Origin of the sequence: Klebsiella aerogenes (assembly GCA_029027985.1) — a bacterium.
Classification (GTDB): Bacteria; Pseudomonadota; Gammaproteobacteria; order Enterobacterales; family Enterobacteriaceae; genus Klebsiella; species Klebsiella aerogenes_A.
On the sequence record CP119076.1, the window covers coordinates 2200266 to 2219897 of the forward strand.

Below are 19632 nucleotides of genomic sequence, written 5' to 3' on the forward strand. Positions count from 1 at the left end.
TTATGAATATTTTCTCTGAAGCGGCAAAACTCGAAGCACAGAATCGCCCGTTCGCGCTGGCGCAGATTGTCGATAGTCGCGGCTCAACACCGCGTCATTCGGCGCAAATGTTAATCCGCGAAGATGGCTCGATTGTCGGCACCATCGGTGGCGGCATGATCGAGCGCAAAGTGATTGAACAAGCGTTGGAAGCGTTAAGCGAAAAGGCGTCGCGCATGTTCCATGGGCGGATGGCGCGCAGCGGCAGCGACGCCGTCGGCTCTGACTGCGGCGGGGCGATGTCGGTTTATATTAGCGTTCACGGCCTACGCCCGCGTCTGGTGCTGATCGGCGCCGGGCACGTTAACCGTGCGGTGGCGCAAAGCGCCGCGCTGCTGGGCTTTGAAGTGACGGTGGCCGATATCTACGCGGAGAGCCTGAACCCCGATTACTTCCCACCGGCGACACAGCTGCTGCATGCCGACACCTTCAGCGAGGCGGTGGACAAACTGGCGATCCGCGACGATAACTTTGTGCTGATCGCCACCAATAATAAAGACCGCGAGGCGCTGGATAAGCTGATTGAACAACCGGTCGCCTGGCTTGGCCTGCTGGCCAGTCGCCGTAAAGTGCAGGTGTTTTTGCGCCAGCTTCGCGAAAACGGCGTGTCTGCAGAGCACATTGAGCGCTTGCATGCGCCGGTAGGCTATAACATCGGCGCCGAAACGCCGCATGAAATCGCGATTAGTATTCTTGCTGAAATTCTGCAGGTGAAAAATCGCGCCCCTGGCGGCCTGATGATGGCGGCTACGCATCCGTCGCAGCACCTGCGGGTGGCGATCCGCGGCGCCGGCGATATCGCCACCGGCGTGGCGTTACGTCTGTGGCACGCAGGGTTCAAGGTTGTGATGCTGGAAGTGGCGAAACCGACGGTGATCCGCCGTAGCGTCGCTTTCGCCCAGGCGGTATTCGATGGCGAGATGACGGTTGAAGGCGTGAAGGCAAAACGCGCGTCGTCGGCGCAAGAGGCTCTCCGCATCGCCGAGAACGGCGCAATCCCTGTGCTGGTGGATCCACTGTGTGAATCACTGAACGAACTCAAGCCCGCCTGCGTGGTGGATGCCATTCTGGCGAAAGAGAATTTTGGTACTCAACAGGAAATGGCGCCTGCGGTGATTGCGCTGGGACCTGGATTCTGCGCTGGGGTGGATTGTCATGCGGTTATTGAAACCAATCGCGGCCACTGGCTGGGGCAGGTGATTTATGACGGCAAAGCGCAGGAAAATACCGGCATTCCGGGTAATATTCTTGGTCATACGTCGCGGCGGGTGATCCGCGCGCCGGGGGCGGGAGTGATGCGTGCGAGAGTCAAATTAGGTGATATCGTTAGCGAAGGAGATATCATCGCCACCATTGGCGAGACCGAAATTGCCGCGCCGTTAAGCGGGATGGTGCGTGGTTTGCTCAGCGATGGGCTGGTCGTCGACAGTGGTTTTAAAATCGGCGATATCGACCCACGCGGCGCCAGCGCCGATTTTACCAGCGTCTCCGATAAGGCGCGCGCCATTGGCGGCGGCGTACTGGAAGCGTTGATGACCTTGATGAATCAGCGGGTAAATGCGAAGAGCCTGCTGTTGTCGGTCGCGTAAGCAGCGGCGCGAAGCCGCTTTTCTGCCGGGTGGCGCTACGCCTACCCGGCCTGGATTTCGTGCCATTTGTCGCTTCAGTAAGCACAGAAACCGTCGCCCTGCTAAGCGCAGCGCCGCCGGGCGACTAGCGGCTCTCGTTACCCTTCAATGACCGTTCCGGTCTTACCTTCAATGCCTTCTTTGGCTTTATTCAATACGGTAATCAGCGCCTTGCGGCCCGGACGTGAACGGGCGAATGACGCGGCGGCTTCGACCTTCGGCAGCATCGACCCCTTGGCGAAATGTCCCTCGCGAATAAACTGTTCGGCATCGCTGAGCGACAGCTTATCCAGCCACTGTTCGTCAGGCTTGCCAAAGTTGATGGCCACTTTCTCTACCGCAGTCAGAATAATCAGCATGTCCGCGTCGATCATCGCCGCCAGTTTGGCGCTGGCCCAGTCTTTATCGATAACCGCGCTGGCGCCGCGTAGATGATTGCCTTCGCGAATCACCGGGATCCCGCCGCCGCCAGCGGTAATCACCACATGACAAGCATCCATCAATGCTTTTACCGTCTCTTTCTCGACAATATCTACCGGCTGCGGCGAGGCGACAACACGGCGATAACCGCGTCCGGCATCCTCTTTCATGATGTAACCCTGGCGAGTCAGCTGTTCGGCTTCCTGCTGACTGAAAAATGAGCCAATTGGCTTGGTTGGGTTTTTAAAGGCCGGGTCGTTGGCGTCGACTTCCACCTGAGTAATGATCGTCGCGACGGGAATATGCATCGAGCGCGACAGGAGCTCTTCGCGCAGGGCGTTTTGCAGATCGTAGCCGATATAGCCCTGGCTCAGCGCCACGCAGACCGACATCGGCAGCATCGGCGTATGAGCCTCGGTTTTGGCGGCGGCTTCGAAGGCAAGGTTAATCATCCCTACCTGCGGGCCGTTACCGTGGGTGACGACCACCTGGTGGCCCTGAGCGATTAAATCGACGATGGCCTGCGCGGTTTGCTTGACGGCCTGCATTTGTCCAGCCAGATCGTCGCCGAGCGCGTTGCCGCCCAGGGCGAGTACAATTTTCTTACTCATGAATTCCTCACTTAAGATGCGATTCCGCTGACGGGGACGTTAGCGGTAGAAAAGGGTTCCCGGCGTAAAAAACGCCCCTGGCCAGCGCTGCCGGTAAAGGCGCCGTTATCGAAAATAACCCGGCCATGCGACAGGGTCTGGCGAATAGCGCCCTGGCAAATAAAGCCCTCCCACGGCGAATAGTCGGCGTTATCGTGCAGCATTTCGTGGCGGATAGTGGTGGTACGCTGCGGGTCGATAATCACCACATCGCCATCCGCGCCAGGCGCCAATAGCCCTTTTTTCGGCCACAGACCAAATAGCTTCGCAGGGGTGGCGCTGGTCAGCGCCACGAAGCGCTGTGGTGAAATACGCCCGCTCATCACGCCGTGTGAGAACATCAGTAGCAGGCGGTTTTCCACACCCGGCAGGCCATTCGGACAGCGGCTAAAATCGCCGCCGGAGATCTGTTGGCGCTGAGCCATTGAGAAAGCGCAGTGATCGGTGGCCACCACGTCAATCGAACCATCGGCGATGCCGCACCACAGGGCATCATTGTTGCTGGCGTTACGTAGCGGTGGGCTTAGCAGGTAGCCGAGGGCATCATCACGTTCATAACAGCGATCGTCGAGCAACAGATACTGTGGACAGGTTTCAATCCACACCGGTTGATGCCGTCGCTGTGCGAGACGTAGGTACTCCAGCCCCAGGCCGTTGGAGAGATGTACGATATACAACGGCGCGTTGTCGGCGAGCCGGGCGAGGTTGATCATTCGCGCGATAGCTTCCGCTTCGCACTCCAACGGGCGGCTGAGGGCGTGATAACGCGGCGCGGTTTTCCCGACGGCCAAAAACTCGGCCCGTTTACGGGCGATGGCGGCGTCGTTTTCCGGGTGAACGGTGGTCAGCGCGCCCGCGCGATGCAAATGACGCATGGCCTGCAGTATTTCATCATCGTTCAACTTATATTGGTACGTCAGATACAGCTTGAAGCTGCTAATACCGGCCTCGACCATCATCGGGATTTCGTCGAGGATGGCATGATTGATATGCTGGATAACGCCATGAAAGCTATAGTCGATCACCGCTTTATAAGCGGCATAACCGTGATAGGCCTCCAGTTGATGGCGGAGATTGCATCCGGCGGGACCGAAGCCCATATGGTCGACAATGGTGGTGGTACCGCCGCAGGCGGCAGCGCGGGTGCCGGTGAAGAAATCATCGCAGCTGCGGGCGTGACCGGTATCGATATTAAAGTGGGTATGAACGTCGATGCCGCCGGGCATCACATAGCAGCCAGCGGCGTCGATGGTTTGGCAAGGTTCGGTTGGGGTTATCTGTTCGGCGAGCTGGCTGACCAGACCATCCTCAATTAGCAGGTCCTGTTTTGCCTGGCCGTCGGCGTTGACCACAATGCCGTTTTTAATCAGTACGCGCATAAAAACTCCAGACTCCCGCCGACGTGCGGCGGGAGGAATCACCGTTCGAACTTACTCCGTAGCCAGCCAGCTCAGCGGGATGGCGGCGTACATGGCGGCGCAGGTCACCAGATGCTGTTTCCAGGTTTTTTCGTTCGGCGCATGCGCCTCCGGCTCTTTACCCGGCCCGAAACCGATGACCGGGATACCGTGACGGCCCATGATGGAAACCCCGTTGGTGGAGAAGGTCCACTTGTCGACCACTGGCGCTTTACCGAACAACCCTTCATAGGCGTTGCTGAGCGCACGCACGGTGAAGTGGTTCTCTTCCACTTTCCAGGTTGGGAAGTAGCATTCCGTTGGGTAAACCAGGCCGGTCCAGGAAGGGCGCTCGTAGTTGTACATTGAGACCACTGCGCCAGCTTTTTGCACCGCAGGCAGCGCGCGGATTTCGTCCAGCGCGCCTTCCCAGGTTTCGCCCCAGGTCAGACGGCGGTCGATAGACACCGCGCAACTGTCGGCGACCGCACAGCGGCTTGGCGAAGTAAAGAAGATTTCGGAAACGGTGAGGGTGCCTTTACCGAGGAACTCATCGTTGCCAAGATTGTGGGAAAGATCCTGCAGTTCGTTAAGAATCGGCCCCATTTTGAAGATCGCGTTGTCGCCGCGTTCCGGCGCTGAGCCGTGGCAGCTGACGCCTTGCACGTCGACGCGAATTTCCATACGCCCGCGTTGGCCGCGATAGATTTGGCAGTCCGTTGGTTCGGTACTGACCACGAACTCCGGGCGAATGCCGGACTGTTCGATGATGTACTGCCAGCACAGACCATCACAATCCTCTTCCTGTACTGTACCGGTTACCAGCAGGGTATATTCATCTTCCAGACCGAGGTCCTTGATGATTTTCCCGGCGTAGACCATTGACGCCATGCCGCCTTCCTGGTCAGACGCGCCGCGCCCGCCGATCAGCTCATCGGTTTCCATTCCTTGATAGGGGTCGAAGGTCCAGTTCTTGATGTTACCGATGCCAACGGTATCAATATGCGCGTCCATAGCGACCAGTCGAGGGCCATGGCCGATATAGCCCAGCACGTTGCCCATCGGGTCGATCTCGACTTTATCGAAGCCGATTTTTTCCATTTCTTCTTTGATTCGATGCACCACGCGCTTTTCGTCACAGCTTTCGCTGGGGATGGCGATCATATCGCGCAGAAAACGGGTCATATCTTGCTGGTAGTGGTTTGCTTTTTCGACAATCAGTTTAAAAGGAATGTGCTTAGCCATGAATTAACTCTCCAGTCCTGGTTTCCCGCACGGCGGGATGAATGTGTTGAGTACATTGATTGTTTATTGCGCTGCCGGCAGCTTGCCTTCCCAGACGACTTCGCGGTAATGCCGCACGTCGGTATCGCCTTCGGTGCTAATCACCAGCACCACGGAGTGGCTGTCGAGCCCCAGTTTGCTCATCAGCGCCTGGCGCTGCGGATGGAAGTGAACGGCGGCCAACGCGCCGAGGCCGACGGCGCCGGATTCGCCGGAGATCACCCGGTGGTCGTTGCCCACAGGATTACCCAGTACGCGCATGCCGAGGGCGGCAACGGCGTCCTGACAGGAGATAAACTGGGTGGCGCAGTTGCGGAGGATTTCCCAGCCCAGTGGGTTAGGTTCGCCGCAGGCGAGACCGGCCATAATCGTGGCCATGTCGCCGCCGACGTTGACGATGTCGCCTTTCACGCCGGAACGATAGATGCAGTCCGCCAGTTCCGGTTCAACGATCACCGAGTGCAGTTCACGAGCGCCGAAGACATCGACCAGATAGCCAAGTACACCGCCCGCCATCGCACCGACGCCCGCTTGCAGGAAGACGTGAGTAGGGCGAGCAATCCCCATCGCCGCCATCTGTTCTACCGCCTCGTCGGCGAGGGTCGCGTAGCCCTGCATAATCCAGGTCGGGATTTTGGTGTAGCCTTCCCAGGCGGTGTCTTGCACGACTTCCCAGCCGTTTTTCTGCGCGGTCTGCATGGTAAAGCGTACGGTATCGTCGTAGTTCATGTCGGTGACAATACATTCAGCGCCGAGGCGTAAAATGGCGTCCACGCGTTCCTGCGCCGAACCTTTCGGCATGTATACCACCGCGTTTTGTCCAAGCTGCTGCGCGGCCCAGGCGACGCCGCGGCCGTGGTTGCCGTCAGTGGTGGTGGCGAAGGTCATCTTCTCTTTGATGGTTGATTTCAGGGTGTCAAACGAAAAGGCGTTGATGTCGAGCTGATACTTTTCACACAGCAATTGGGCGATGGCGTAGGCGCCGCCGAGCATTTTGAATGCGTTGAGACCAAAGCGCTGGGATTCGTCTTTCACCAGGATGTTCTTCACACCAAACAGCGCCGCCAGTTCTTTTAGGGCGTACAACGGTGTCGGTTGGTATCCGGCAATTTTTTGGTGAAAATGACGCGCCTGTTGCGCCTGCTGGCGAGAAAACAGCGGCGAGGTTTCACCGGTAAAGAAACGGTTGTCGGCAATATCCATTTTCAGCGAAAAAGCAGACATATTCTGTCCTTATCCTTCTTAATAGGGTGGGGAAGCCGGCTCACGGGCCGGCTTGCGAAGTTATTTGATGCGTTTTTGCGCGTCCTGCAACAACTGGTCCAGCAGCTGTCCGGGTTTGGCGTATTTGCGGCAGAGGATCATGGCGGCGATGATATACGGCTTCCAACTGGCCTCTTTGTAGGTGGCGATACGGTATTTCTCGAACACCGCTTCGGTGACTTCACCTTCTTCGCAGGAGACGCCGGTGATATCGGCAGGCAGGCAGTGCATATACAGCGCGTCTCCGCCGTTGGTCACCTTCATCATCTCCTCGGTGCAGTGCCAGTCTTTATGTTCCGCGTTCTGCGCCAGACAGGCTTTCTCCAGCGCTTTCAGGCCAGCATGGTCGTTGGCGCGCAGCAGTTCGGTCCGTTTTTCCATCACCTTGTACGGCGCCCAGGATTTCGGATAAACGATATCGGCATCTTTAAAGGCTTCCGCCATATCGGTTACCTGGCGGAAGCTGCCGCCGGAGGCTGCGGCGTTATTCTTCGCCACTTCGATGACATCCGGGATCAGGTCATAGCCTTCCGGGTGGGCCAGGGTGACATCCATACCGAAGCGGGTCATCAGGCCGATGATCCCTTGAGGGACGGAGAGCGGTTTGCCGTAGCTTGGGGAGTAGGCCCAGGTCATGGCGATTTTTTTGCCTTTCAGGTTTTCCAACGAGCCGAAATGTTCGCGCAGCCAGGCGAGGTCGGCCATCGCCTGCGTCGGGTGGTCGATATCGCACTGTAGGTTGATTAATGCCGGGCGCTGCGGCAGTACGCCCTGTTTGTGGCCGTCATCCAACGCTTCGCCGACTTCACGCATATAGGCGTTACCGGCGCCGAGATACATGTCGTCGCGAATGCCGATGGCGTCGGCGCAGAAGGAGATCATATTGGCAGTTTCACGTACCGTTTCACCGTGGGCGATCTGCGATTTGCCTTCGTCGAGGTCCTGTTGCGCCAGGCCCAGCAGGTTCAGCGCGGAAGCATAAGAGAAACGAGTACGAGTCGAGTTATCGCGGAAGACGGAAATGCCCAGTCCGCTATTAAATACTTTGGTGGCGATGTTTTCCGCTCGCAGCGTTTTCAGCGCCGCCGCGACATCCAGTACCTGCTTCAGCTCATCCGGCGATTGTTCCCACGTCAGCAGAAAGTCTTTCTCATGCAGGTTAGAGTTGAGCTTATTGATATCCTTGATCAGTTCGTTAACAGTTTTCATTTTTCGATCCCGGTAGTGAATGACGGCTTATTGATTGCTGTGCAGTCGAAATTGCAGTGATATAAGCGGTGACGGCCAGCGCTGTATTACCACTAACAATAAGCGTGCCAGTTCTAATTCAGCCATGGAGAGTAGAAGGAAATGCCGGAGATTATGCGAGGTCGGTCACGAAAAATGGCTGTTTTTTCTTATTTATGGAAAACGAAATTCATTTGCCGCCCGACGTACGAAATTAGATTCCGTTCGCGTCGTTGCGCCGAATATCAATCTGTGGCGGTGGGGTTTACGCCAAAATGATAATTTCAGGGTGAGGATTATCATATTGAGAGGAAAGTGTGATACCACTTCCATATTTTCTTTAAGGTGTAAAAAAGCGCAGGACATGCATCTATTTTCAACGCGGGCGGCGGTAGTATGATAAACGAAGAATAAAAAGAGTCGATCTTCAGCGTTCCCTTGCGGCTACTGATATTAAAAGGTCTATTATGATTCCCTCCAATACGCCATCCGTTTTAATGCAGATTCAGCCTACTATTCAAAGATTTGCACGTATGCTCTCCAGCGTGTTGCAGCTTGAGGTTGAGATTGTCGACAATACGCTGTGCCGCGTCGCGGGCACCGGCGCCTACGGTAAATTTCTTGGGCGAAAATTAAATACAGATTCGCGACTTTTACGTTACATAATAGAAACAAAAAAAGAGAAAGTCGTTACTCACTCGCGTTATGATCCTTTGTGTAAAGATTGCGCTAATAAAGAAAACTGCAAGGAAAAGGCTTTTCTTGGCACTCCGGTCATTTATCAAGAACAGTGCGTCGGCGTTATTAGCCTGGTTGCCTTGACCCGCGAGCAGCAGGAGCGCATTAATGATAATCTCCACGAATTCTCCGATTATGTCCGCCACGTCTCCTCTATATTCGTTTCTCGCCTGTTAGAAGATCAGGGTGGCGGCGACAACATGTTAAAAATGTTTTCAACCATGATTGAAAACATGGATCAGGGCGTGCTGGTGGTTAGCCAGGACCAAAAAATAAAATTTGCTAATCAGGCGGCAATGAAAATACTTGGCGCCAATCACGGCAGTATGGTTGGTCAAACCATCCGTTTTCGCCCGCTGACGTTTGCGCAAAACTTTATTCGCGGCCATGTCCAGCACGTGATTTCATTTGATGATAAGAAAGAACTTATTATTGGCCAGCTACATGCGGTTCAGGATCAGTGGCTGTTCTTAATGGCGTTTCATCAGTCGCACTCTTCGGCCGATCTGGCGCCGCCGCAGGATGGGCCGCAGATAGAGCAGATGGTTGGCGAGTGTCGGCCTATGCGCCAGTTGAAAAAGCTGATCACCCGTGTTGCTCCCAGCCCCTCGAGCGTGATGATCGTCGGCGAGAGCGGAACAGGTAAAGAAGTCGTGGCCCGCGCAGTACATAAACTCAGCGACCGCCAGGCGAAGCCTTTTATCGCCATCAACTGCGCGGCGATTCCGGAACAACTTCTGGAAAGCGAACTGTTTGGTTATGTTAAAGGCGCATTTACCGGGGCGTCGGCCAACGGTAAGACCGGGTTGATTCAGGCGGCCAACCACGGAACACTATTCCTGGATGAGATCGGCGATATGCCGCTGACCCTGCAGGCCAAGCTGCTGCGGGCGATTGAATCGCGTGAGATCCAACCCGTAGGCGCCAGTCACCCGGTACCGGTCGATATCCGTATTATTTCGGCGACCAACCAGAATCTCGAGCAGTTTATTGCCGAGGGGAAATTCCGTGAGGACTTGTTCTATCGCCTGAACGTGATCCCGCTGCGTCTGCCACCGCTGCGTGAGCGTCAGGACGATATCGAACTGTTGATCCACTATTTCCTGCATCTGCACACCCGGCGCCTGGATCTGGTCTATCCCGGCGTTTCGCCAGAAGTCATCGCCTTACTGAAGAGTTATCGCTGGCCGGGCAATATCCGCGAACTGAGCAACCTGATGGAGTACCTGGTCAATGTGGTGCCTTCCGGCGAAGTGATCGATCTGTCGCTGCTGCCGCCGAACCTTATCAGTAGCGGTAAAATCAGCGAGCGGGAAAGCAGCCAGCCAGTGACGGCTAACGCGGTGAAAGACGAGGAGGGGGGGACGGCGCTGGAAGAGATGGAAAGGCAGATGATCCGCGACGCCCTGACGCGATACAGCAATAAAAAACAGGCCGCCGACGAGTTGGGAATCGGCATTGCTACGCTGTATCGCAAGATCAAAAAGTATGATCTGGTTGGCGTCTGATACGTCGCATCACTCTGAGAGCGAGGTTTATCACAATCGTTTTCGGTTAGCGGCCATGCCAGCATGACGGCCAGTTCATTCAGGAAAAGAGAACCCGCCTGTGTGACTGGAAAATTTCCATGCCTGGCTGGACCTATACACTGTTTTTCGTTTTCTTCGGTTGTTCTGCGGCGCGATGGGGGAGATGCCCAACTGACCTGGGAGCCGAGGCCCGCGCGCTGCTGTTGACGCTGAGCTGGGTTGCCGTCGGCCTACCGCTGTTGTGGGGAATGGGTACCACGTTGCAACAGGCGGTGAAGTTCTTTATGTCGATGAGTTCACTCAGGCGCCCGACGATTAGGTTGGATGCTTATTGCGTGATGATTATCAATAACGATTCCCATTCTGCACTTCAGTGATACACTAGCCAAATGTGATCTTTGTCATATCGTAATTACTACAGAGAAAAGAGACACTGCTATGCAACATATCATTGAGGGCTTCCTCAACTTCCAGAAAGAGATTTTTCCGCAACGCAAAGAACTCTTCCGCAGCCTGGCATCAAGCCAAAACCCCAAAGCGCTGTTTATCTCGTGTTCTGATAGCCGTTTAGTACCGGAGCTGGTGACTCAGCAGGAGCCGGGGCAGTTGTTCGTTATCCGTAACGCCGGCAACATTGTACCGTCCTTCGGCCCGGAGCCGGGCGGTGTGTCTGCGACGATTGAGTATGCCGTTATCGCCCTCGGCGTGACCGATATCGTGATCTGCGGCCACTCTAACTGTGGCGCGATGAAAGCAATTGCTACCTGTCAGTGTCTGGATCCGATGCCTGCCGTTTCCCATTGGTTGCGCTACTCCGACGCGGCGAAAGCGGTCGTTGAGAAGAAAACCTGGGCCAGCGAAACGGACAAAGTTAACGGCATGGTGCAGGAAAACGTTATTGCCCAGTTGAACAACATCAAAACGCATCCATCGGTTGCCGTTGGCCTGCGCGACCACACGCTGCGTCTGCACGGCTGGTTCTACGACATCGAAAGCGGCGACATTCGCGCGCTGGATAAAAGCACTAAAACCTTCGTTTCCCTGTCGGAAAACCCGGAAGTTTACTTCGAATAACTTTGCTCATCAGGGCAAGGAAGCCCTGCGTCATCTCTGCTGTTTCGCATTACCACTCCAGGCAAATTTTGCCAAAATGAGCGCCGCTTTGTTGATAGCGGAAGGCTTCCGGCAGTTCCGCCAGTGCAAACACCTTATCAATCACCGGATGCAACGTGTTTTGATTCAGCGCTTTGACATACTCCTGCTGTTGGCGACGATTCCCCACTACCACACCCTGCAAGCGCGCCTGTTTGGTCATCAGTAAATGTGTGGGCACCTGGCCTTCAAAGCCCGTTAACACGCCGATCAGCGCAATACAGCCGCCCATACTGACGGCCTCAAAAGAGTGGGCAAGCGTACCTGGGCCACCGAGTTCAACGATAATATCCGCACCGTGATTACCGGCGATGTCCTGCACCGCAGCGCCCCATTGTGGAGTTGTGCGGTAATTGATGGTGTGGTCGGCGCCAAGCTGGCGCGCGCGGGCGAGCTTTTCATCCGATGATGATGTGACGATAACCTGCGCGCCCATGCTTTTTGCGAGCTGCAGTGCGGTCATCGACACCCCGCCGGTACCCAACGTCAGTACCGTATCACCAGCTTTTAATTTTCCTTCGACGACCAGTGCGCGCCAGGCCGTCAGTCCCGAGGTCGTAATGGTCGCTGCCTGCTTAAAGCTCCAGCCGTGGGGGGCGAGGGTGAAATGGCTGGCGGGACGCACGACATATTGTGAGGCGAAGCCATCGACGCCATCGCCGGGGGTGTGGCTGAAATCGGCAACCAGGCGCTGGGCTTTACCGTCCGGCCATTGCGGGAAAAAGCAGGCTACCACACTGTCGCCGACGCTAAACTCGTTTACGCCATCGCCAACATCCTCCACCACCCCGGCGCCGTCGGCCATCAGGATCCGCCCATCAGCAACGGGAATAGCGCCGGTCGCCACCAGTAAATCATGATAGTTCAGCGAGGTGGCGTGGAGCGCCACGCGGATTTCCCCTGCGCCTGGGGCGCCTGGGTCAGGAAGGTCAATCAACTGGATGCTATCCAGCGCAGCGGGTTTTTTAACTGTCCAGGCTTTCATTGTCAGACCTCGTTATCGGGAGTGTTCTGCTTAAGTATTGTGCGAAGCCCGAAGAGTGCAATCTGTCCACTTGTCGCGTGGCGGTGAAAACTCATGAATTAAGTTCATGGGTCTGTTCTCATTTCCCTGGCTAATCAACCTCCGAACGGCCCCCTATAATCGGTTTATTCCCTTGATAGGCGGAAGGCAGCGGTTTTCCGCTCGGAGACTAAAGCATGCAGAACCCATTGGACTCACGCCAGCAGGCGCTTATCCCGGTCGCGGCATTCGCCGCGCAGGGTAATATTGATGCGCTGACCCCAGCATTGAATTCCGCTCTTGATGCCGGGCTAACGGTTAACGAGCTGAAAGAAACGCTAGTGCAGTTATATGCCTACTGCGGTTTCCCGCGCAGCCTGAATGCGCTGTCCTGCCTGATGACGGTCACGACCGGGCGTCAAGCGCGAGGCATGGTGGACGAGGAAGGGGTGATGGCGACGCCGTCGCCGGAAAACTGGGATAGCCTGCAGGCCGGCAGCTGCAATCAAACTCAACTGGTGGGCCGGGCCGTGAGCGGCCCGCTGTTTGATTTTGCGCCGATCATTGACCGGTATCTAAAGGCGCACTTATTTGGCGATATTTTCCAGCGCGACGTGTTGGACTGGGCGACGCGCGAACTGGCGACGGTCTCGATGTTAGCCGCGTTATCCGGCGCGGAAAGTCAACTGAAGAGCCATTATGCGATTAGCCTGCGCAATGGTCTGACAGCGCAGCAACTGCGCGCGTTTGTTGAGGTACTGGCAGACAAAGTGCACACCGGGGTGGCGGACAACGCCGCGGCAGTGCTGGAGTCGCTCCTTAACGACACGGCAGCGCCACACTCATTATTGAGAGAAACGAACATGACAAATGAATTTGATGGTAACGGTATTTTCCCACGTGGCGACAAAAACGAGGCCTACGCGCAATACTTCACCGGTGATAGCTTCCTGACTATGCTTTCCATGGAAGGGGTAAAAATTGGTCATGTCGCTTTCGCGCCAGGATGTCGTAATTACTGGCATATCCATCATAAGGGGGGGCAGATTCTGTTGGTGACCGGTGGGCGCGGTTGGTATCAGGCGTGGGGGGAAACGGCTCGTGAACTGAAAACCGGCGATGTAGTGCATATTCCTGCCGAAACTAAGCACTGGCACGGTGCGGCGCACGATAGTTGGTTTGCCCATATCGCGGTAGAAGTACCGGCGGAAGGCGCATCTAATGAGTGGCTGGAAGAGGTGGGAGACACTGAGTACAACTCGCTGCCATAGACATCAATATTGCTATGGCATAACGCGCGGCGCGCCAGAGACAGTTGTCTGGCGCGCCACTCGCGACATTATTTGCTTAATTCGGCAGTCATATGTACACGGTTGTTGAACTGGGCGCTGGTGATTTTATAAGAAGCGCCTTGTTCTGCGGATTGAGCGGCAATTTTAGCTTCCGCGCGGTCAATAGTCGAAGCGGTTGCGCTGACGCTCTGAGCGAAGGCGCCAAAAGACATCAGAGAAAGAACAGTAACAGCAGCAAAAGTTTTGATGGATTTCATGGTCGTATTCCTTAAGTGTTTTGTTTGGTAAGGAGCGTTGTTGCTCCGATGTGATAAAGAATAGAACCAACTGTGATTGATTAAAATCGAAACAATTTGCGTAACTTGTTCAAAATTTATGATTGAATGTCGGCGTGAATGATCGAAAAAGAAAAGGCCTGCGGCGTGGGCTCTTTACAAAGTCAAACAAAGTCTGAAGTAACTTGCTGTTACGGGTGTTAGTCTGTATCCGAACTTGTTGAATTAACTACGGAATGGTTAACACCTGCAGGAGAACGTTATGGTTATCACCGCTCGTCGCCCTTTAAGCGCGAAACGCTGGTCAGAGAGTCCGGCGACGCAGGAATTACAAACGACTCAGTTGTTACGTCCATGGGCAAAAACCACGGCCTGCTGCCGCAGTAAGAAAGCCTGGAAGTGGCGGGTCGCGACACAGAGCGAATAATCCGCAATGGTAATTATCGCCTACCAGGATCCTGGCATTGTGCCTGGTAGCGCAGCGGATAGTCCGCAAGTGGATGGGGCAGGTTCATATTGTGACTGCCCTCAATTTCGGCAATGATGGTTTGATAGCCAGCAATCCAACGCCGCCCCTGCGCTTTGGCCTGCTGGTGTTGCAGATTATTCATCATTAATTCCATCGACTGTCGGTCACGCCAATAGTAATTATTGATGATTCTACCACTGGCGGCATTGGTATAGCTTTCCATACCTATGTATCCATCAAGCGACTGGGTATAGCGATCGATCCAGCCATCAAGCTGATAAAACACGTCGTCGTACTCTTTCTTCTCAAAAATAAAACTGGTTAAAAATAACGACATCACACGATCCTTTGGTTGCGATTTACAGACTGATGAGTGAGGTGTGGTGGCTGACTCCCGGCATCATTTGCTCCAGCCCCCTGGTAAGCATTTGTCCCGCGGCATGCAGCGCATCGAGCGGCATTTCTGGTAGGCTTTCGAGAATGAACCACATTTGTGGGTCGCTAGCGTTCAGGCGGGTGCGGATCCCCTGACGCCAGTTCCAGCGTCGGCAGGTGACGCCGCTATCATCCCGCCAAATAACTTCTCCCGGCTCTGGTGATTCAACGGCGGCTACGCCTTCTTTCATGGTATCAAAGACCTCAGAACCATCGGCAATCACCAGCCTCGGTACGCCATGATAGGCGGCGATATTCTCACCGCCGACGGGAATGGCATAACGCAGGCTGACAGCGTTGTAGAGATCGACGACCGGATCCAACGCGGTCATCGTGCCATCGCGCAGCACGCGTTTGCGTAATGCCTCAGCCGAACACGGGGTGCGCTTCGGTTTGGCGCCGAAGGTTTTGAACACCGTAGCCCATGCCGCAAGGTGTGCATCCGCCCATTCAGGCTGGCCGGTCAGCACTACCTGGCATGCGGCGGCTAATGCGTTCTTGCCGATGGAAGTGTCCCGGAGCGGTGCGGCGCTAACGGTGATACTCAGAGCCCGAAAACCAGGTGCAAGGGAGGCCAGTTGCGGGCTAATTGACGGTAATGGGTGAGACATTGCATAATCCTTTAATGACTGATTTAGAGCATAATATCGACCGATGAACAAAAAAGTCAATATAGCGACCGCTGGTGATAACGATCTCAGCCGAATTAACGAAGCTGTCTCACGGCGCATCAAACAGTTCCGCAGCGAAAAGAAAATTTCGCTGGACGAGCTTTCACGGCGTTCAGGCGTCAGTAAAGGAATGCTGGTAGATATCGAAGCCTGCCGTGCGAACCCCAGTATCGCACTGCTGTGCAAAGTCGCCGCAGCAATGAGCGTGTCGGTAGCTGATTTTGTTAACGTCGCCAGTGCGCCCGCGGTTCATCTTATCGACCGTGATGCCATCCCGGTGTTATGGCGCGGCGAGCAGGGCGGTAGCGCCAGGCTGCTGGCCGGCACCAGCGGCCCGGATATGCTTGAGCTGTGGCAGTGGCAAATGTTACCAGGCGAAACCTTTACTTCCCCGGGCCATCCGGTAGATACCTGTGAGCTGCTGTACGTTACCGAGGGGATCTTGACCCTGACGATTAATGACCTGGAATATCAGGTGACCGAGGGGTGCTCTGCGGTGGCGCGAATGGATGCGCCGCACGGGTATCGCAACGCAGGCCAGCGGCCGCTTGTCTTTACCATGACAGTATGTGAGAAAGGGCGATGATGGGCGCTCTGGCATAGCGTTGGCTTCACCACTACGCTGAATAGTTCATACCCCGGATGGCGTTTTCCTCCGGGAAATCCCCGATGTTCGTCAGTTATCCAGGCAGGGGAAGATATCATTTGTGTTTATTGAACGCAGGCGTCGGAAGAAGATCTGAAGCAGCATGTTGCGATGCCATATCATGACGATTTTCTGGCTATTCTGGATGGCAAACTTGAAAGTATTCAGGTGCAGCGATTAATGGCGTTGTAGATATGAAGAGAAGGGGATAAAGAGAACTGCGCACCAAATCAATGATTATTGAAATGGTGCGTCCGAGTGGACTCGAACCACCGACCCCCACCATGTCAAGGTGGTGCTCTAACCAACTGAGCTACGGACGCAAATGGTGCGTTTAATTGGACTCGAACCAACGACCCCCACCATGTCAAGGTGGTGCTCTAACCAACTGAGCTATAAACGCAATGGTGCGTTCAATTGGACTCGAACCAACGACCCCCACCATGTCAAGGTGGTGCTCTAACCAACTGAGCTATGAACGCAATGTTGTGGTGACAACGGGGACGCATATTAACGGCAGGGAGGCCGTGTGGCAAGAGGCAAACGTCACTTTTCTTGCAGAACGCATGCGATTGCAGAACTTTTATCCATCTTGCTTATATTTTACTGATGATAAAGGATATTTCTTCATCAATACCTACCGTCAAGTCGTTTTTCTGCTGGGATTGGCAGGGACGCTGCGCGTGGTCTTTATGCTAGAGTGTGCGGCAAATAAACGATGGAGCGCAGTAATGAAAGCAATTGGCATTTTTTGTGGTTCTTCGGCCGGAGAAAATCCGATCTATCTGGCCTACGCGAAGGAGGTAGGCAAAGCACTGGCGCAGGCTGGACTGGATCTGGTCTACGGCGGCGGTAAAGTGGGCCTGATGGGCGCCGTGGCTGACGCCGCACTCGAATACGGAGGACGGGTGATCGGCGTGATGCCGCGCGAGTTGGTGGAGCGCGAAATTTCGCATACCGGATTGAGTGAGCTGCACGTGGTCGACGATATGCACGAGCGCAAGAGCAAGATGTCGATGCTGGCTGATGGCTTTATCGCCATGCCGGGCGGAGCTGGTACGCTGGAAGAGATTTCTGAACAGTGGACCTGGGCACAGCTCGGTATTCATGAAAAACCCTGCGCCTTTCTTAACGTCAACGGCTATTACAACCCGTTGCAGGCGATGGCGGAAAAAATGGCTGCGGAAGGGTTTATGCACCGACGTTACGCCGAAATGCTGACGTTCAGCGACGATGTGCAGGGTATTTTAACCGCATTCCATCAGTACGCGCCGCCGCAGCGTAAGTGGCTGGAAAAGTAACGCTGACTACTTAAAAATAAGACGCAAAGCGAAGATAGCGCAGATGATGAGCAGAATTAAAATAAGCTCGAAACGGTAGCGCCGCAGCATTGTCACCTCCTAAAAAAACGGCGCTGAAACAGCGCCGATTTATTATCTATCCGAGCGAGCGGGAAGATTATGCAGCTGGCTGTGCAGCCGGTTTAGCTGCGGTGTGCTTGGTGGCTTTATGATGCTTTTTAGCGGCCTGCGCTTTCTGCGCAGCGGGTTTGGTTGCCGCTTTTTTGTGGTGTTTTTTCGCAGCCTGAGCTTTTTGCTCTACAGCTGGTTTAGCAGCGGCTTTTTTGTGTTTCTTGGCAGCCTGTGCTTTCTGTTCTGCAGCCGGTTTGGCGGCGGCTTTGTGGTGTTTTTTATGATGCGTGGTCTTGGCAGTGGTGCTGTGAGTTGCAGCAGCCGGAGCCTGAGTGGTGCTTGCTGCATCAGCAGCGAAAGCAGCGGAAGACAGACCCATAGCAGCGGCAACAACCAGAGCTAATACTTTTTTCATGCTGATATCCTCGAAAAGGTTTCTTCATTTAACCCCACTACGGGGCCGATGGAGTCACTATAGGCAAGTCAGGTTGAGGCTTCAGTGAGTGTTTGGTATCGACGCGTAACAGGATGTACAGCGGCGCCAAAAGAAAAGGGCAATCCGCGTTAACGGTTTGCCCTTCATCTGGCATAGGAGATTAACGCGCCGCGCGCTGCAGGATCACGTTGGAGGGCTGGCGCTGCAGGAAACGCATGCGCAGCATCATCATGATGGCTGCGGAGGTCAGGCCGATAATAAAGCCGCACCAGAAACCAGCAGGCCCCATCCGCGGAACGACGATATCAGTCAGCGCCAGCAGATAGCCGCTCGGCAGCCCCAACACCCAGTAGGCGGTAAAGGTAATAAAGAAGATGGATCGCGTATCTTTATAACCGCGCAGAATACCGCTGCCAATAACCTGAACCGAGTCGGAGATCTGATATATCGCCGCCAGCAACATCAGCTGCGAAGCCAGCAGAACGACTTCCGGATTATCGTTATACAGTAGCGCAATCTGCTTACGCATCAGGATGGTGAAAACCGCGGTCAACACCGCCATGCATACGCCCACCCCTACGCCGGTGCGCGCCGAAGTCTGCGCATCCAGCGTCGAACCTTGACCGAGACGGAAACCAACGCGGATAGTGACCGCCGCGGCCAGCGACAGCGGTAAGACGAACATCAGCGAACTGAAATTCAACGCGATCTGGTGTCCTGCGACATCAATGATCCCCAACGGAGAGACCAGCAGCGCGACGACCGCAAACAGGGTAACTTCGAAAAACAGCGCCAGCGCGATCGGTAGGCCTAGTTGCACCAGACGTTTCAGCACCGCAAAATCTGGTTTGCTGAAGCGCTCGGCGCAGCGGATATCACGCATTGAACGCGCCCGGCGCACCCATGTCAGCATACTGGCAAACATCACCCAGTATACCGATGCCGTGGCCACGCCGCAGCCGATTCCGCCGAGTTCCGGCATGCCGAAGTGACCATAAATGAAAATGTAGTTCACCGGGATGTTGACCAACAGACCAATAAAGCCCATCACCATACCGGGTTTGGTTTTCGCCAGTCCTTCACACTGGTTACGTGCGACCTGGAAGAACAGATAACCCGGCGCGCCCCATAACAGCGCGCGCAAATAGCCCACCGCTTTTTCGGCGAGTAGCGGATCGATGTTGTGCATCGAGCTAATGATATAGCCCGCATTCCATAGCACCACCATCACCAATACGGAGACAAAGCCCGCCAGCCAGAATCCCTGGCGTACCTGGGGGGCGATACGATCGCGACGACCGGAGCCGTTCAGTTGCGCAATGACTGGCGTTAATGCCAGCAACAGGCCGTGGCCGAAGAGGATCGCGGGTAGCCAGATTGAGGTGCCGATGGCCACGGCGGCCATGTCGGTTGCGCTATAGCCGCCGGCCATCACCGTATCGACAAAACCCATCGCCGTCTGGGCAACCTGCGCCAGAATGACAGGTATAGCTAACGCTAATAACTGACGCGCTTCTATAAAATACTTCTGCACGTGAACACCTTTATATTGTTGTTATTTTGAGACTAAAAAAGCCGCCTTAAATGGCAGCAAGAAGAAAAAACAGGAGGAATTTCCAGTCTATTGTAGCGAGGATTAGCCATTAAGCCAGTGAAAAAATGGTGG

The 19632-nt window shown here is 55.0% G+C and carries 19 protein-coding genes, 3 tRNA genes and 1 pseudogene; 9 read left to right on the plus strand and 14 right to left on the minus strand.

The genetic code is table 11. The features are described 5' to 3' along the window. Positions 1-2: 2 nt before the first annotated feature. Positions 3-1628, plus strand: a complete 1626-nt coding sequence (gene yqeB / locus PYR66_10470) for a selenium-dependent molybdenum cofactor biosynthesis protein YqeB (protein WEF30079.1) — start codon at positions 3-5, stop codon at positions 1626-1628. A gap of 137 nt (positions 1629-1765) precedes the next feature. Here the strand turns inward: yqeB and arcC are convergent, their stop codons facing one another. From arcC to ygeW, 5 genes are all read right to left on the minus strand, one after another. Then, positions 1766-2698, minus strand: coding sequence for a carbamate kinase (arcC, locus tag PYR66_10475; protein ID WEF30080.1), 933 nt, complete (start codon positions 2696-2698; stop codon positions 1766-1768). Positions 2699-2709: 11 nt separating this feature from the next. After that, complete coding sequence (gene hydA / locus PYR66_10480) at positions 2710-4116, minus strand: dihydropyrimidinase (GenBank protein ID WEF30081.1); 1407 nt, start codon at positions 4114-4116, stop codon at positions 2710-2712. 51 nt (positions 4117-4167) lie between these two features. Further along, complete coding sequence (locus PYR66_10485; GenBank protein ID WEF30082.1) at positions 4168-5379, minus strand: YgeY family selenium metabolism-linked hydrolase; 1212 nt, start codon at positions 5377-5379, stop codon at positions 4168-4170. 63 nt (positions 5380-5442) lie between these two features. Continuing rightward, a complete protein-coding gene (gene dpaL / locus PYR66_10490; GenBank protein ID WEF30083.1) occupies positions 5443-6642 on the minus strand; it encodes a diaminopropionate ammonia-lyase in 1200 nt (399 codons plus the stop codon). 60 nt (positions 6643-6702) lie between these two features. Continuing rightward, a complete protein-coding gene (ygeW, locus tag PYR66_10495; GenBank protein ID WEF30084.1) occupies positions 6703-7890 on the minus strand; it encodes a knotted carbamoyltransferase YgeW in 1188 nt (395 codons plus the stop codon). Between the two features lie 485 nt (positions 7891-8375). On the opposite strand from ygeW, the gene PYR66_10500 reads away from it, so the two are divergent. The 3 genes from PYR66_10500 to PYR66_10510 all read left to right on the plus strand — a co-directional run bounded on the left by PYR66_10500 (position 8376) and on the right by PYR66_10510 (position 11249). Further along, positions 8376-10154 (plus strand): sigma-54-dependent Fis family transcriptional regulator, encoded by a 1779-nt coding sequence (locus tag PYR66_10500; GenBank protein ID WEF30085.1) that lies wholly within the window; start codon positions 8376-8378, stop codon positions 10152-10154. A gap of 119 nt (positions 10155-10273) precedes the next feature. Further along, the gene (locus PYR66_10505; GenBank protein WEF30086.1) at positions 10274-10552 is read left to right on the plus strand and encodes a hypothetical protein; all 279 of its coding nucleotides are present in this window, start codon (positions 10274-10276) and stop codon (positions 10550-10552) included. Between the two features lie 61 nt (positions 10553-10613). Continuing rightward, on the plus strand, positions 10614-11249 hold the full coding sequence (locus PYR66_10510) for a carbonic anhydrase (GenBank protein WEF30087.1): 636 nt from the start codon (positions 10614-10616) through the stop codon (positions 11247-11249). A 49-nt stretch (positions 11250-11298) separates the two neighbouring features. Here the strand turns inward: PYR66_10510 and PYR66_10515 are convergent, their stop codons facing one another. After that, positions 11299-12312: an NAD(P)-dependent alcohol dehydrogenase gene (locus PYR66_10515; GenBank protein ID WEF30088.1), complete on the minus strand. Its 1014-nt coding sequence runs from the start codon at positions 12310-12312 to the stop codon at positions 11299-11301. Positions 12313-12527: 215 nt separating this feature from the next. Here PYR66_10515 and PYR66_10520 point away from each other — a divergent pair. Both PYR66_10520 and PYR66_10525 read left to right on the plus strand, forming a co-directional pair. Beyond that, a pseudogene (locus tag PYR66_10520) lies at positions 12528-13082 on the plus strand (carboxymuconolactone decarboxylase family protein). A gap of 111 nt (positions 13083-13193) precedes the next feature. Continuing rightward, positions 13194-13601 (plus strand): cupin domain-containing protein, encoded by a 408-nt coding sequence (locus tag PYR66_10525; GenBank protein ID WEF30415.1) that lies wholly within the window; start codon positions 13194-13196, stop codon positions 13599-13601. Between the two features lie 68 nt (positions 13602-13669). Here PYR66_10525 and PYR66_10530 read toward each other — a convergent pair whose 3' ends face one another. Then, positions 13670-13879 carry a DUF1471 domain-containing protein gene (locus PYR66_10530; GenBank protein WEF30089.1) on the minus strand — a complete coding sequence of 70 codons (210 nt, stop codon included), beginning with the start codon at positions 13877-13879 and terminating at the stop codon, positions 13670-13672. A gap of 280 nt (positions 13880-14159) precedes the next feature. On the opposite strand from PYR66_10530, the gene PYR66_10535 reads away from it, so the two are divergent. Further along, a complete protein-coding gene (locus tag PYR66_10535) occupies positions 14160-14324 on the plus strand; it encodes a hypothetical protein (protein ID WEF30090.1) in 165 nt (54 codons plus the stop codon). A gap of 13 nt (positions 14325-14337) precedes the next feature. Here PYR66_10535 and PYR66_10540 read toward each other — a convergent pair whose 3' ends face one another. Both PYR66_10540 and PYR66_10545 read right to left on the minus strand, forming a co-directional pair. After that, on the minus strand, positions 14338-14703 hold the full coding sequence (locus PYR66_10540; GenBank protein WEF30091.1) for a hypothetical protein: 366 nt from the start codon (positions 14701-14703) through the stop codon (positions 14338-14340). A gap of 22 nt (positions 14704-14725) precedes the next feature. Further along, positions 14726-15412, minus strand: coding sequence for a B3/4 domain-containing protein (locus PYR66_10545; protein WEF30092.1), 687 nt, complete (start codon positions 15410-15412; stop codon positions 14726-14728). 43 nt (positions 15413-15455) lie between these two features. On the opposite strand from PYR66_10545, the gene PYR66_10550 reads away from it, so the two are divergent. Further along, the gene (locus PYR66_10550; protein ID WEF30093.1) at positions 15456-16058 is read left to right on the plus strand and encodes a helix-turn-helix domain-containing protein; all 603 of its coding nucleotides are present in this window, start codon (positions 15456-15458) and stop codon (positions 16056-16058) included. Positions 16059-16364: 306 nt separating this feature from the next. On the opposite strand, the gene PYR66_10555 is transcribed toward PYR66_10550, so the two are convergent. From PYR66_10555 to PYR66_10565, 3 genes are all read right to left on the minus strand, one after another. After that, positions 16365-16441, minus strand: a tRNA-Val gene (locus tag PYR66_10555). Between the two features lie 3 nt (positions 16442-16444). Then, positions 16445-16521 (minus strand) — tRNA-Val (locus tag PYR66_10560). Positions 16522-16523: 2 nt separating this feature from the next. Beyond that, a tRNA-Val gene (locus PYR66_10565) sits at positions 16524-16600 on the minus strand. Positions 16601-16849: 249 nt separating this feature from the next. On the opposite strand from PYR66_10565, the gene PYR66_10570 reads away from it, so the two are divergent. After that, positions 16850-17419, plus strand: coding sequence for a TIGR00730 family Rossman fold protein (locus tag PYR66_10570; GenBank protein WEF30094.1), 570 nt, complete (start codon positions 16850-16852; stop codon positions 17417-17419). A gap of 157 nt (positions 17420-17576) precedes the next feature. Here the strand turns inward: PYR66_10570 and asr are convergent, their stop codons facing one another. Continuing rightward, positions 17577-17945 carry an acid resistance repetitive basic protein Asr gene (gene asr / locus PYR66_10575; protein ID WEF30095.1) on the minus strand — a complete coding sequence of 123 codons (369 nt, stop codon included), beginning with the start codon at positions 17943-17945 and terminating at the stop codon, positions 17577-17579. 181 nt (positions 17946-18126) lie between these two features. Continuing rightward, a complete protein-coding gene (gene mdtK / locus PYR66_10580; GenBank protein WEF30096.1) occupies positions 18127-19500 on the minus strand; it encodes an MdtK family multidrug efflux MATE transporter in 1374 nt (457 codons plus the stop codon). Between the last annotated feature and the right edge of the window lie 132 nt (positions 19501-19632).

Bases quoted from the DNA above. Each gene is read 5' to 3' on its own strand.
- arcC (WEF30080.1), bottom strand. From the start codon at position 2,698: ATGAGTAAGAAAATTGTACTCGCCCTGGGCGGCAACGCGCTCGGCGAC.
- PYR66_10540 (WEF30091.1), bottom strand. From the start codon at position 14,703: ATGTCGTTATTTTTAACCAGTTTTATTTTTGAGAAGAAAGAGTACGAC.
- PYR66_10525 (WEF30415.1), top strand. From the start codon at position 13,194: ATGACAAATGAATTTGATGGTAACGGTATTTTCCCACGTGGCGACAAA.
- PYR66_10505 (WEF30086.1), top strand. From the start codon at position 10,274: ATGCCTGGCTGGACCTATACACTGTTTTTCGTTTTCTTCGGTTGTTCT.
- dpaL (WEF30083.1), bottom strand. From the start codon at position 6,642: ATGTCTGCTTTTTCGCTGAAAATGGATATTGCCGACAACCGTTTCTTT.
- ygeW (WEF30084.1), bottom strand. From the start codon at position 7,890: ATGAAAACTGTTAACGAACTGATCAAGGATATCAATAAGCTCAACTCT.
- PYR66_10545 (WEF30092.1), bottom strand. From the start codon at position 15,412: ATGTCTCACCCATTACCGTCAATTAGCCCGCAACTGGCCTCCCTTGCA.
- PYR66_10515 (WEF30088.1), bottom strand. From the start codon at position 12,312: ATGAAAGCCTGGACAGTTAAAAAACCCGCTGCGCTGGATAGCATCCAG.
- hydA (WEF30081.1), bottom strand. From the start codon at position 4,116: ATGCGCGTACTGATTAAAAACGGCATTGTGGTCAACGCCGACGGCCAG.
- PYR66_10535 (WEF30090.1), top strand. From the start codon at position 14,160: ATGGTTATCACCGCTCGTCGCCCTTTAAGCGCGAAACGCTGGTCAGAG.
- PYR66_10570 (WEF30094.1), top strand. From the start codon at position 16,850: ATGAAAGCAATTGGCATTTTTTGTGGTTCTTCGGCCGGAGAAAATCCG.
- yqeB (WEF30079.1), top strand. From the start codon at position 3: ATGAATATTTTCTCTGAAGCGGCAAAACTCGAAGCACAGAATCGCCCG.
- PYR66_10550 (WEF30093.1), top strand. From the start codon at position 15,456: ATGAACAAAAAAGTCAATATAGCGACCGCTGGTGATAACGATCTCAGC.
- PYR66_10510 (WEF30087.1), top strand. From the start codon at position 10,614: ATGCAACATATCATTGAGGGCTTCCTCAACTTCCAGAAAGAGATTTTT.
- PYR66_10500 (WEF30085.1), top strand. From the start codon at position 8,376: ATGATTCCCTCCAATACGCCATCCGTTTTAATGCAGATTCAGCCTACT.
- PYR66_10530 (WEF30089.1), bottom strand. From the start codon at position 13,879: ATGAAATCCATCAAAACTTTTGCTGCTGTTACTGTTCTTTCTCTGATG.
- PYR66_10485 (WEF30082.1), bottom strand. From the start codon at position 5,379: ATGGCTAAGCACATTCCTTTTAAACTGATTGTCGAAAAAGCAAACCAC.
- asr (WEF30095.1), bottom strand. From the start codon at position 17,945: ATGAAAAAAGTATTAGCTCTGGTTGTTGCCGCTGCTATGGGTCTGTCT.